Origin of the sequence: Desulforhopalus sp. IMCC35007 (genome assembly GCF_005116575.1) — a bacterium.
In the GTDB taxonomy this organism is placed as follows: domain Bacteria; phylum Desulfobacterota; class Desulfobulbia; order Desulfobulbales; family Desulfocapsaceae; genus Desulforhopalus_A.
Window position 1 is genome coordinate 211,307 of the sequence record NZ_SWCN01000004.1, and the last position, 11,951, is coordinate 223,257.

The window sequence follows — 11,951 nt, forward strand, 5'->3', positions numbered from 1 at the left end:
AGGTTAAAAGAAGACAGTCTTTTCTTGCAGATGGCTGAAAATAATACCCCAGACTTTCCTACAACCTTTTCCCAGGGGAATCTGCAACGGCTACACGCGAAAGATGTCGACCATAAAGAGTCTCTCATTTTATTCTTCAGCCAGGACTCTATCAATGACGGCAACAAGTTCATTACCAAAAACTGGTTTTCCAACGATGGCTTTAGCACCTAAGGCCAAAAGCTCCTGCTCTGTTTCCCTGTCAAGCTGACCTGTCAGAACTATAATCGGCAAATCGGGAGATTGAATCCCTACTTTTTCAAGAAGCCCTCTCCCGGACAGTCCTGGCATGATAAGGTCTGTGACGAGAAGGTGATACGTGCCGGGATTATTCCTCAATAACTCCAGAACATCAGTACTCTCTGTTGTAATAGAAACGTCGTATCCGCTATTTTCAAGCTGCCGTTTATTGAGACGAACCAATAATGGATCATCATCTACCACGAGGATATGTTTTTTGTCGCCAACCATTTGTGTGCCTGTTATGTTACATGCAAAGAGAACCTCCCTCCCCATGATATCCGTTAAATATCTTACAAAAATCCTGGCCTACCCAGGTATTATCTCAAGATTTTTCAATCAAAGTCAAGGTGGATTTCAGGATGGGAGAGAAAGTTGGGAAAGAAAAAGCAACGTCGCAACAAGCGCTATACAACAAAAAAAAAATGGCTGGTTTTCGCGATAAACGAAAACCAGCCAGAATGAGCAGCCAAACATTACCTGTTAATCAAAGGCCATATCAGTTTTCCACTCCTGCCATACCTTACCGACCAGATCAATTCCAGGCTTTAAGGTCTTTTTACCAGGTTTCCAACCCGATGGAGTAGCCTCAGCCCCTCCGGTTTCCCGTACAAGCTGGAACGCCTGCACCTGACGAATGGTTTCGTTGACATTCCTCCCCACTGGTGGGGTAAGAACCTCAAATCCCTGAAGGACCCCATCAGGATCAATGATAAAACGTCCACGCGCCTCAACTCCTGCACTCTCATCAAAGACACCATAAGCCTTGCCCACCTTGCCACCTGCATCGGAAAGCATGGGGAATGGGACTCCGCCGTCTACCATTTTTTTCAGTTCATCATCATCCCACATCTTGTGGACAAACATTGAGTCGATGGACATGGATAATACTTCGACACCAAGCTTTTGCATTTCTGGGTATTTTTCAGCGACCGCTGAAATCTCAGTAGCTCAGACAAAAGTGAAATCACCCGGATAAAAACAGAGCAGAACCCACTTACCCAGATAATCTGAAAGTTTTACATTTACGAATTTACCCTGCTGATAACCAGGGGCTGCAAAATCAGGTACCTTCTGACCCACCATGAGCATAGCGCGTTCCTCCTTAACCTTTGTTTTTTCAGTAATGACTTGTTCCTCGACTTCCTCTCCAACCGGACCGCCAGTGGGTCTGGCACATCCAACACTTTCTTCGGCCATACACGCCTCCTTTAAAGAATTCAATGAATTGAGAATAAGAAAAACTCCCGCAAATCGGGAATTCCTCCACTTTTACGCCTCCACCTCACCAAACAAGGTGTCGGTAAACTTCACATACCAGGCCGCAGACTGGACCTGGATGATGTATGCAAGAGCAATAACCAGAGCAGCATTTGCACCCTCTGCGCCAAAACCATTTATTGCAATGGCAAGGGCAATTGATAAATTACGCATCACCGTCCCGTACACCAGAGCGATGCCGTCCCCCCGCTTAAAAAACGTTCGGCCAATGAACGTTGAGAGACTGAAATTAAAGATATAGAGAAGCAAAAGAGGGAAGAAAATTACCAAAATCAATCCGGGATTAGCGGTGATGGTGGTCGCTTTGAGCGCCATTGCAACAAACACTATGCCGAGGACACCAATGGTCGAAAGCGCCGGAAAGCGGGGTGCAATTCTCTCCTTAAATTGAGCCATACTGTATTTTTTGAGTAACAATTGCCTGGTAACAAAACCAGCAACCATAGGTAAAAACACAATAAACAGGATCTGCTGCATCACTTTGATAATATTTACTTCAACAATTGCCCCGAGAAGGCCACTGACATAAAAAGGTGTCAACAGGGATCCAAGAGTTAAACCGATCACCGTCATATTAATGGCAGCTCCCATATTCCCCTTGGCAAAACCGGTCCAGGAGATGGTCATGCCGCTGGTGGGGAGCAAAGATGCCAGAAGCAGACCAAGGGCCATATAGGGTTGGTCTGGGAAAAACCAGCGTCCCAGCAGAAATGCAGCAAATGGAATTATAGCAAAATTCACAAATTGTGTGGCAAACTGAAGCTTCAGATTAAGACCTTCTTGCAAGTGCTTTATGTTCAGGGTAACCATCATTGGATACACCATCAGAAACGTGAGTGGTACGATCAGTCCTTTTAAGCTCAGGACCAGATCCTTATTGACCACAGCCCCAAAGGCAAAACCTGCCAGCATCAGAAGAGGGATTGCATACACAAGATTTTTATTGATACGAATCAAGACCTTCCACATATTTTTTCCTTTCATTAATTGTGATTCTTCAAAAAGAAATCTACTTTTTAATTGTGCATATGTTATATTTACTCTTTCTCCGTTTTTGTCAAGACAAGGTGTTTAATTAAATACTTCAATACCCTTTTTTATGTATACCCTATCGTAAACAATCAAAATCAATCCTCGAAAGACAATGGACCCGCAGAAAAAAGAGCCTCTCACAATTTCCACTCATCGCCACTGCCTGATGTGCGGGCAGGACAACCCAATGTCATTTGGCTTAAAATTCAACAAAGATGGAAAAGGATGCGTTTCCACTTATTTTACAGGAAACGAGACAATGCAGGGCTATGATGGTATCATGCACGGTGGTATTCTTTCCGCGCTTCTTGATACCGCGATGGCCCACTGCCTTTTACATGAAAATATAGAGGCCGTGACGGGAGAGCTGAATGTACGTTTTTATGATCCGGTTGCCTTTGACAGTACCATGGCGATCAAAGCCTGGATTGAGTCCTCGCTTCCACCACTCTATCATTTGAAATCGCAAATAAAGATCAACGATAAAATCGTCTGCAAGGCAAAAGCAAAATTCATGCAACGGGACTACAACAATGCACGCTGAAAAAATTGAAATAAAAATTATTGTCGATAACGAGGCAAAAGATGGCCTGCGAGCTGAACATGGTTTTGCTCTCTGGCTTGAAATAGATGGCCAAAAGGTACTTTTTGACACCGGTCAAAACGATGCACTTTTATTTAATGCAGATAAAATCGGTGTAGATCTGGAAAATGCAGACAACCTCGTCCTCAGTCACGGGCACTACGACCATACCGGTGGACTCGCCGATGTTCTCGGCCGTAACCATAAAGTTCATGTCTACTGCCATGCGGCAGCTTTTCTTCCCCGCTATTCCATACATGATGGTATCGCCAAACCTGTCAAAATGACAACAAAGGCAATGAGCAGTATCGGCAATCTTCCTGAGACTAGAATGCACTGGGTAACAAAATCCGTCAGCATTTCAGGCCACGTTGCCATATCTGGAGAAATTCCGAGAAAAACAGATTTTGAATCAGCCGGAGGAGCATTTTATTTCGACCTTGATGGTAAAAGGGCCGATGCCGTCTCCGATGACATGGCTCTCTGGGTGAACAGTAAAGAGGGCCTGATCATCTGCGTAGGTTGTTGTCATGCCGGTATTATCAACACTATAAACTATATTAAAGAGATAAGTGGCATAAACAGGATCCATGCCCTGATTGGGGGGCTCCATCTGGTAAACGCAGACGAGAAAAGGCTTACAAAAACCATAGAATTCCTCAAACAGGAAGAGATCAAAAAGATCATTGCCTGCCACTGTACAGGAGAAGTCGCCCACCAGCTGCTGCAAAAGCATCTGCATGCAGAGAAGGGTTACGCTGGACTGACCCTTGAAATGAAATGACCCCTTTTTTATCTGGCCTCACCTCTTCACTCAAACCAAACGGGAAAGAATGAATCAAGCAAACAACATAACAGAATATCTACAAAAAAATCTTTCCGCATTGAGTCAAGAGCTCATGGAATGGCTGACTATTCCATCCGTAAGCACTCTGCCCGAACACAATGACGATGTACGTCGGGCAGCAGTGTGGATTCAAAACAAACTTACCGCTACAGGATTTCATCAGACCAGCATAATTGAAACCGCCGGACATCCCTTGGTATACGCCGAATGGATGGTCGATGCCACTCAGCCGACATTGCTTATCTACGGACACTATGACGTCCAGCCGACGGACCCTCTTGGGCTCTGGCAAAGCCCACCCTTTGAGCCGGAAATACGGGAAGGTAACATTTATGCAAGGGGGGCAAGCGATGACAAAGGCCAGATAATGCTTGTGATAGCGGCCCTACAGGCCTGGATAGCTGTAACAGGAAAACCACCCGTCAATATCAAGATCCTCCTGGAGGGCGAAGAGGAAGCAGGTGGCGAAGCTATTGCTGATTACGTGAGCCACAACAAAGAGGTACTTGTCGCCGACGCAGTTCTCATCTGTGACACCCACATGCCAAGTGCCAGCCAGCCCTCACTGATCGCAGGGCTGCGTGGTATCCTCTACACAGAGCTGCACATTACCGGCGCGAAAACCGACCTCCATTCCGGTAGTTATGGCGGGGTTGCCCCAAATCCAATACACGCTCTCTGCCTGATCATCAGCCAAATCAAAACTGAGGATGGCACAATTCACATTCCGGAACTGCAGGCGGCCCTGCCCACCCCCCTTGAGACGGAAAAATCTTTCTGGAAAGAGGACCCGCTGAATATTGAAAAAGCGCTGTGCGAGGAGATGGGAGTTACTGATCTGGTTGGAGAAAATGACTACCCTGCACTCGAACGTATTGGTCTGCGCCCCACCTTTGAAGTCCATGGTATCGCCGGTGGCTTTACCGGAGAAGGCGCAAAAACAGTCATTCCAGCCAAAGCCACTGCAAAAATCAGTCTGCGTCTCCCTCCAAATTATAACACGAATGAGGTCTTTTCCTGGCTGAAAAAACGTGTTGAACAACTCAGTCCCCAAGGTTACAAGGTAGAGTTGAAAAATATTCATGCCGGAGATGGCCTTATAGTGGATCAGGACAACCACTTCTTCCGGGAAGCCGCTTGCGCCCTTGAAACGGCATACAACAAACCACCTGTATTCCTCAAGGAAGGGGGCTCCATTCCTATTGCAGCCCTTTTTGACAAGCACCTTCGTACGCCTGTGGTTCTAATGGGATTTGCCCTGCCCGATGACAATATCCACGCACCCAATGAGAAATTTAATCTCCAGCAGTTTTTCATGGGTATGAAGACGGTAGCTGATTACCTGGGACGACTTAGAAAGTAAACCCTGGCGGATCAAACAAACTCGTATGTGTTTGTTTGATCGTTTAATCTCGAACTGTGCTCCTTGCTTCAAACAGTTTGCCTCTTCAACTCCGCATCCCCTTACAGCCCAAATTTTTCAGCAGCCCTGTTACAGAGGTACTCCCCAATTGGCAGGGCAGAGGTTGCAGCAGGCGACGGGGCATTACAGACATGCATGGAACGTGGACTTTCCGCAAACAGAAAATCATGGACAAGGCTGCCATCATTCATTACCGCCTGGGCCCGAATGCCGGCGGGATATGGCTGAAGGTCTGAGGCGGTTATTTCAGGGCAGTATTTTCTGACTCTTTTCAGGTACCCAGGCAGATAAAGCGAATCAACCATTTCTTTGATCCCACTGCCTATGTTTGCCCGGATGAGCCTCCAGAAACCAGGGAAAGATACCATCTCTTTGATATCCATCGGTTTTATATTTATCCGGCCATACCCCTCTCTTTTATAGCCAAGTACCGCATTGGGGCCCACAGTCACAGAACCATTCACCATCAGGGTAAGATGGACTCCCAGAAACGGCAGGTCCGGGTCCGGTATCGGATAAATCAGATGGTTGACGATGCTCCACAACCCCTGTCGCAGCTGATAATACTCACCACGAAATGGCACAATCTGGAAATCAACCGCGATACCAGTCATCTGGGCCAGCCTGTCCGCCATAAGACCGCCACAGACAAGAAGGTATGAGGCGATGATAAGGCTGTCGCCAGTCACCACTCGAATGTCCCTTTCACTCTCCTGGATTTCAGTCACTTCGGCGTCAAAGAGAACCTCTCCTCCCCGTGCCCTGTACAACGATACCATCTGACGTGTAATTGCCGAGTAGTCAGTAATCGAGGTTTCCGAAACCAGCAGCGCTCCTTTGCCGACGATGTGAGGTTCGCGCTGTCGGAGTTCCTCGGCAGAAATGGTCTGCACTTTAATATCATTTTCATGACATCTCAGGCGTAAGCCTTCCATACGCTCAAGCTCCAGTTCATCTGTTGCAACCAGCAGCTTTCCGCAGTTTTTATAAGGAAGATCGTGTTGCGCACAGAATTGCTTGGTAAGAACGGCTCCTCTCTTGCAAAAGTCTGCCTTCATACTTCCAGGCTGATAGTAGACACCGGCATGAACGACTCCGGAGTTATGGCCTGTCTGGTGCTGTGCGCATTGTTCTTCCTTGTCGACCAACAAGATAGACAGACCGGGGAAGGCCGTCTTTAGTTGCAGGGCGGTAGAACAGCCAACAATTCCACCACCAATGACAATGAGGTCTACATGAGTCTGATTCATATTTACAATCCTCGGTTACTCTTAGGTTAAAGCCTGACACCACAAACAATATTTGATCCCAGGCACCAGTCAATGTATAGCGATAATCATATTCCCAAAATATTAACAAACCACTCTCATCCACACACCAATGGCTGCAAAAAGCCAAAAAGGCAATACCTTGTTGCCCTTTCTGTATGTTATATTGCGCAAGACAGAGAGAAAAAGAGTGTTCCATGTTTTTAATCCAATAAAACGCACATAAACAAATTCCCTCATACAACAAAAGGCATAAAATGATTCATCATGTTGAAGTTCAGGTTCTTATCCTCCTCCTTATCGCATCGGTTGTGGGAATGCTTGCCAGACGGGTTCGCATACCTTACACCCTTGCACTTGTGCTGGCGGGGCTGGCCCTCAGTTTTGTGCAGATGGAGGCACTGAAGGATCTGAATCTGACCTCTGATTTGCTCATGCTATTATTCCTGCCCCCGCTCCTGTTTGAGGCCGCATATCACATGCCTTTTGCAGAGTTGCGTAAAAACGGGGCCCATATAGCTTTTCTGGCTTTGATTGGAGTCATTGTCTGTTTCTGTCTTACAGCCCTTGGTATCTTTACAACGTTCGGCACATTTGATATCGTCCACAGCTTTGATTTCAGCTGGCCCCACGCCTTTCTCTTTGCCGCAGTCATCTCTGCAACAGACCCCATCAGTGTCCTCGCGCTGTTCAAAGAAATGGGGGCTCCAAAACGGTTGTATCAGATTGTTGAGGGCGAATCACTTATCAACGACGGAGTCGCCGTTGTGATCTTTGCTATTGTTTTTGCCATCCTTGGCTTTTCATCAAGTCATGGCACACAAACTGAATTAGACAGCACCCGGGCAATCATTGTATTTGCAGGCACGATCTTTGCCACAACAACAATCGGCGGTGTGCTCCTTGGGGCAGCTATAGGGGCTCTGGCGAGTGTCGTGACCCGTCAGATAGACGACCATCTGATTGAGGTAACACTCACAACACTTGTTGCCTGGGGTTCGTTTCTTGTGGCAGAAGAACTGCACGTGTCCGGAGTTCTGTCCACCGTTTCAGCCGGTATTTTTATGGGCTCCTTCGGCAAGTACTTTGGAATGAGTGCCTCCACCCGCCTAGCCGTTCAGGACTTCTGGCAATACATGGGTTTTCTCTCCAACTCCTTTATTTTTCTTTTGATCGGCCTGGAACTGGACCCAGGTGCCTTTTGGGCCAATATACCTGCAGTTATGCTCGCCTTCACTGTTGTTATTGTGGCCCGAGGTATACTCATTTATTTAGGGATCCCGCTGGTTGACCTCTTTTCTACACCGATGCCCCGTGCCTGGCGACACATCCTCGTCTGGGGAGGGTTACGGGGCTCACTTTCCATGGTCCTTATTCTCGGCTTACCCGCAGATTTTGCAGGACGCTCCTTTCTCATCAACCTGGTGTTTGGAGTGGTTTCCGTTTCTCTCTTTTTCCAGGGCCTGACCATGAGCCCACTCATGAAACGTCTGGGACTTACCCTGGACAATGTCAACATAAACCACGAATATGACATTGCCCGAGGTCGTGAACTTTCATACAGAAAAGTCCTGCAGGAAGCCCAGAACCGGCTTTTCCAAGGTGTCTCCGACGAAAAAAGTTACAAGAAAGTCATTGAGTACTATCGCGACGCCAGTGAGAAAGCCCAGGTCGAGACAGCGAAATACGCAGCAGCCCAGGCAACACCTGAACGTTTATTTGAGGCAGCAAAGTCGCTGGCGGTAATTGAACGCGAGGCCTTAGACTATTCCATGAATGCAGGATTGATTTCCTCATCCACCTGTGCAAAATTAATTTCTGACCTCAACGCCCGGGTGGAAGAGCTTGACTCGGCTGCAGCAGAAAGTGATGAAAAACTTGAGGAGACCTTCAAAAAGCTCTACAGCAGGCTGACAGAAACCTCCGTCTAACTGATAACACTCCATCTTCTGGCAGTACTCGACCCCTGGCTACTCCGCTTCAACCTATGACCCAGCTTTACATTGTTATAAGCCAGGATTATGGTCAATATCAGGTGTGGTTGCACAACAGTCCGTATACCTTTGAGAAGTTCTACCACTGATTTTATCGATGAGGTGAAATATGCACAACCATCTTTATATTATACTCCTGATTGCACTTTTACTCCTCGGCGGCAATCACAGCTCCATTGCAGCCGAATCCGAAAAAATAACCGGTACAGCGGGAACAGAACTGCAGGTTAAAAGCTACGCCGAGTTTAACGAACCGTGGGCCATGACCTTTCTTCCCAGCGGAGAAATGCTGGTGACGGAAAAACCCGGAAAGCTCCTGCTGGTGAGCGCTGATGGCCGATCCAAGGTATCAGTGCGCGGGGTTCCAGAAGTTGCGTACGGCGGCCAAGGGGGACTGGGTGATGTTATCTTGCACCCGGATTATGAGAAAAACAGCCTTATCTACATATCCTACGCAGAGCCAGGTTTTTTTGGAAAAAGGGGTGCGGCTGTCGCACGGGCCCGCTTTAATCAAGACCCAGCCAGTCCTTCTCTGGATAATTTGGAAGTGATCTGGCGCCAGATCCCCAAGGTGAAAGGACGAGGTCATTACTCACATCGTCTGGCTTTTAGTCCGGACGGCAAACTGTTCATTACCTCAGGTGAGAGACAGAAACAGGACCCGGCACAGGATTGGTCGCAGAATCTTGGAAAAGTCATCCGGCTTAATGACGATGGCTCAGTGCCACCCGACAATCCTTTTCAGAATAAAGGTAATCTGGCCAAGACCTTCTGGTCTCTTGGCCATCGCAACATGCTTGGCATTGCCTTTGATAAAAATGGTCGCCTGTGGACCCATGAGATGGGTCCGCGCCACGGCGATGAGTTAAACCTGACAGTAGCCGCTGATAATTACGGCTGGCCTGTTGTATCCTGGGGCGACCACTATTCAGGAATACCAATACCAGATCATGACACGCGCCCCGATTTCAATGGTCCGGAGGCATACTGGGTACCCTCAATTGCACCTTCAGGTTTGATTATTTACAGCGGCAGGCTGTTTCCTGACTGGCAGGAAAATGCCCTGATTGGCGGGCTTGTCTCTGAGTCCCTTATTCGGGTCAAAATAACTGGTGACAAGGCCGAAGAGGTAGAACGTTTTGCCATGGGAAAACGCATCCGTGAGGTTGAACAAGGCCCGGACGACGCTATCTGGATCCTTGAAGATAAACAGGGCGGCCGCCTGCTCAGACTCACACCTCTTGAGTAAATCAGGGGTTCTCACCATCTCGCCCGCCGAACAGCCAGAAAGGTTGTTCATTCTTTCTGGACAGATCCGAGTTATCCTGTTCGCGGGACATTCATGGACTATACGCTGGCTAATCCCCGTTCAAGACCCAATTGGAGGAGGTGTTTCAATATCAAAAAAATCCCGGGAAACCCTGTTGATTATCACATCCAGAAGACACATATTATTGATGATAATAATAGAATATTGCTTGTTGTACACTTCCGCCTCAGGGTCTCTTAAATAATCCAATATTTTTCCCAGTACAAGCCGTTACATGGAGGTGGAACAGTCAAACGGAGGTCGTCCATGGTTGAACAGATATCTCAAGAAGGCGAAGGAAGTAAAGGACAACAAAATCACACTTCCATATGGCCCGACTGGTTCCCGGCTATTGCCGCTTTTAGAAAATCTGACAACATGAAGGCCTCCTGGCAGTTACTGAACACAATTTTACCATATTTCGGTTTATGGTATCTGATGGTCCGGTCAATTCAACTTGACTATTCCTACCTCGTAACCCTGATACTCGCTCTGCCTGCCGCTGCATTTCTGGTCCGCATCTTCATTTTATTTCACGACTGTGTACATGGCTGTCTCTTCAAGTCCAGGCGCACCAACGCTTTCGTTGGCTACCTCCTTGGTGTCCTTGTTTTCACCGCATTTGAAGAATGGCGCTTCATCCACCTTCGGCACCATGGAAGCTACGCTAATCTCGATTCCAGGGGTTTTGGAGACGTCTGGACAATGACACTTACAGAATATCAGAACTCGCCTGAACTCAAAAAATATCTTTACCGACTCTACCGAAACCCAGTTGTACTTATCGGCCTGGGAGCTTTCTTTAATTTCTTTCTCCATAATCGCATCCCGGATCTGCGGGTGAAACGCAAGGAACGAATGAGTGTTGTGCTGACCAACCTGCTCATCGTCGCAGTGGCATTGGTTGCAGCGGAAATTATGGGATGGCGGGTCTACCTCCTGATTCAGGTACCGGTTTTGTGGCTGGCCGGAGCTGCTGGTATCTGGTTGTTCTATGTACAGCATCAATTTGAAGGCGGATATTGGGCCCGCAGGGGAGACTGGAAGCCCCTGCGCGCTGCCATGGAAGGAAGTTCCTTTTATAAGCTCCCTGGCATACTGCGCTGGTTCTCCGGCAACATCGGGTACCACCACATACATCACCTCAACCCCTTAATCCCTAACTATTGCTTAAAAAAATGCCACGAGTCGGTACCCGCCCTCCAGGCAAAGACGCCACTTACATTACGGGCCAGTCTCTCTTGCAGTAATCTGAAGCTGTGGGATGAGAGCCTGCAGAAAATGGTTTCTTTTCCCTGATCCGGTGAAATATTTTACTGGCATTTTTTGAACATCTATCATTGGTTCCAGACAAAGAGTTCCAAGAGCCACCAGCAATGCTCGGACTGAAAATTTTCCAGGGAGGTTCATTTTTTTGCGCTCAGTAATTTTCGGACATGAGATTTAAAACGGGTTAAGCCCGCACTCCAAGGATTAACGGTACAATGAGAACAATTTATCGTTTAAATAGACGTTCTCAATAACATCCTCAAGAAGCAGCCAACAACAATAATTACTCAAAATATTTCAGCCTGAACCAATTGAACAGAACTGCCATGCTGCAATTAAAAAGATTTCTTTGGCGGCAAAGATTTTCATCGGAATGGCTCAAACAGATATTCAAGCCCGTTCACCTTGATCTCATAAATGGTGGCCAATTGCTCCCCTAACTTACCCTTGGGAAAACCTCGTTGAGCAAACCAGACCACATAAGGCTCAGGCAGATCTATTAAAAGCCGTCCACTATACTTGCCAAAAGGCATTTTGGCCCGACTCAAGTCAAGAAGGGCCTGATGCTCCACATTCACTGTATCCATAATGTATTTTTATAAAAGATGAACGAGAGGAGTACGTTCTATTTCTCCACACCCTGCTCAAGAGGCAATCACCCTATTT

General features: G+C 47.3%; 11 protein-coding genes. 6 read left to right on the forward strand and 5 right to left on the reverse strand.

Translation table 11 applies throughout. The annotated features are described in order from the left end of the window. Nucleotides 1-129: 129 nt before the first annotated feature. The 3 genes from FCL48_RS05920 to FCL48_RS05930 all read right to left on the reverse strand — a co-directional run bounded on the left by FCL48_RS05920 (nucleotide 130) and on the right by FCL48_RS05930 (nucleotide 2,544). The gene (locus FCL48_RS05920) at nucleotides 130-510 is read right to left on the reverse strand and encodes a response regulator (protein WP_169309104.1); all 381 of its coding nucleotides are present in this window, start codon (nucleotides 508-510) and stop codon (nucleotides 130-132) included. 252 nt (nucleotides 511-762) lie between these two features. Further along, on the reverse strand, nucleotides 763-1,479 hold the full coding sequence (prxU, locus tag FCL48_RS05925) for a thioredoxin-dependent peroxiredoxin (protein WP_136871334.1): 717 nt from the start codon (nucleotides 1,477-1,479) through the stop codon (nucleotides 763-765). A 72-nt stretch (nucleotides 1,480-1,551) separates the two neighbouring features. Next, complete coding sequence (locus tag FCL48_RS05930) at nucleotides 1,552-2,544, reverse strand: arsenic resistance protein (RefSeq protein WP_240744761.1); 993 nt, start codon at nucleotides 2,542-2,544, stop codon at nucleotides 1,552-1,554. 235 nt (nucleotides 2,545-2,779) lie between these two features. Here FCL48_RS05930 and FCL48_RS05935 point away from each other — a divergent pair, with 235 nt between their 5' ends. Genes FCL48_RS05935 through FCL48_RS05945 form a run of 3 tightly spaced genes read left to right on the forward strand, consistent with a single transcriptional unit; the run spans nucleotide 2,780 to nucleotide 5,385 of the window. Beyond that, nucleotides 2,780-3,136, forward strand: a complete 357-nt coding sequence (locus FCL48_RS05935; protein ID WP_205747657.1) for a PaaI family thioesterase — start codon at nucleotides 2,780-2,782, stop codon at nucleotides 3,134-3,136. Continuing rightward, entirely contained in the window at nucleotides 3,126-3,959 is an 834-nt protein-coding gene (locus FCL48_RS05940; protein WP_136871336.1) for an MBL fold metallo-hydrolase, read from the forward strand. The genes FCL48_RS05935 and FCL48_RS05940 overlap by 11 nt, the downstream gene beginning before the upstream one ends. Before the next feature lie 49 nt (nucleotides 3,960-4,008). Further along, entirely contained in the window at nucleotides 4,009-5,385 is a 1,377-nt protein-coding gene (locus FCL48_RS05945) for a dipeptidase (RefSeq protein ID WP_136871337.1), read from the forward strand. A 101-nt stretch (nucleotides 5,386-5,486) separates the two neighbouring features. Here FCL48_RS05945 and lhgO read toward each other — a convergent pair whose 3' ends face one another. Beyond that, complete coding sequence (lhgO, locus tag FCL48_RS05950; protein WP_136871338.1) at nucleotides 5,487-6,695, reverse strand: L-2-hydroxyglutarate oxidase; 1,209 nt, start codon at nucleotides 6,693-6,695, stop codon at nucleotides 5,487-5,489. Nucleotides 6,696-6,970: 275 nt separating this feature from the next. On the opposite strand from lhgO, the gene FCL48_RS05955 reads away from it, so the two are divergent. The 3 genes from FCL48_RS05955 to FCL48_RS05965 all read left to right on the forward strand — a co-directional run bounded on the left by FCL48_RS05955 (nucleotide 6,971) and on the right by FCL48_RS05965 (nucleotide 11,315). Then, nucleotides 6,971-8,644, forward strand: coding sequence for a sodium:proton antiporter (locus tag FCL48_RS05955; protein WP_136871339.1), 1,674 nt, complete (start codon nucleotides 6,971-6,973; stop codon nucleotides 8,642-8,644). Nucleotides 8,645-8,816: 172 nt separating this feature from the next. Further along, nucleotides 8,817-9,956, forward strand: coding sequence for a PQQ-dependent sugar dehydrogenase (locus tag FCL48_RS05960; RefSeq protein WP_136871340.1), 1,140 nt, complete (start codon nucleotides 8,817-8,819; stop codon nucleotides 9,954-9,956). A 327-nt stretch (nucleotides 9,957-10,283) separates the two neighbouring features. Beyond that, entirely contained in the window at nucleotides 10,284-11,315 is a 1,032-nt protein-coding gene (locus FCL48_RS05965) for a fatty acid desaturase (RefSeq protein WP_136871341.1), read from the forward strand. A 335-nt stretch (nucleotides 11,316-11,650) separates the two neighbouring features. On the opposite strand, the gene FCL48_RS05970 is transcribed toward FCL48_RS05965, so the two are convergent. Next, nucleotides 11,651-11,872, reverse strand: coding sequence for a DUF3820 family protein (locus FCL48_RS05970; protein ID WP_136871342.1), 222 nt, complete (start codon nucleotides 11,870-11,872; stop codon nucleotides 11,651-11,653). Between the last annotated feature and the right edge of the window lie 79 nt (nucleotides 11,873-11,951).

Coding starts and splice junctions, on each gene's coding strand:
- FCL48_RS05920 (WP_169309104.1), bottom strand. CDS start 510: ATGGTTGGCGACAAAAAACATATCCTCGTGGTAGATGATGATCCATTA.
- FCL48_RS05930 (WP_240744761.1), bottom strand. CDS start 2,544: ATGAAAGGAAAAAATATGTGGAAGGTCTTGATTCGTATCAATAAAAAT.
- FCL48_RS05935 (WP_205747657.1), top strand. CDS start 2,780: ATGTCATTTGGCTTAAAATTCAACAAAGATGGAAAAGGATGCGTTTCC.
- FCL48_RS05940 (WP_136871336.1), top strand. CDS start 3,126: ATGCACGCTGAAAAAATTGAAATAAAAATTATTGTCGATAACGAGGCA.
- FCL48_RS05945 (WP_136871337.1), top strand. CDS start 4,009: ATGAATCAAGCAAACAACATAACAGAATATCTACAAAAAAATCTTTCC.
- lhgO (WP_136871338.1), bottom strand. CDS start 6,695: ATGAATCAGACTCATGTAGACCTCATTGTCATTGGTGGTGGAATTGTT.
- FCL48_RS05955 (WP_136871339.1), top strand. CDS start 6,971: ATGATTCATCATGTTGAAGTTCAGGTTCTTATCCTCCTCCTTATCGCA.
- FCL48_RS05960 (WP_136871340.1), top strand. CDS start 8,817: ATGCACAACCATCTTTATATTATACTCCTGATTGCACTTTTACTCCTC.
- FCL48_RS05965 (WP_136871341.1), top strand. CDS start 10,284: ATGGTTGAACAGATATCTCAAGAAGGCGAAGGAAGTAAAGGACAACAA.
- FCL48_RS05970 (WP_136871342.1), bottom strand. CDS start 11,872: ATGGATACAGTGAATGTGGAGCATCAGGCCCTTCTTGACTTGAGTCGG.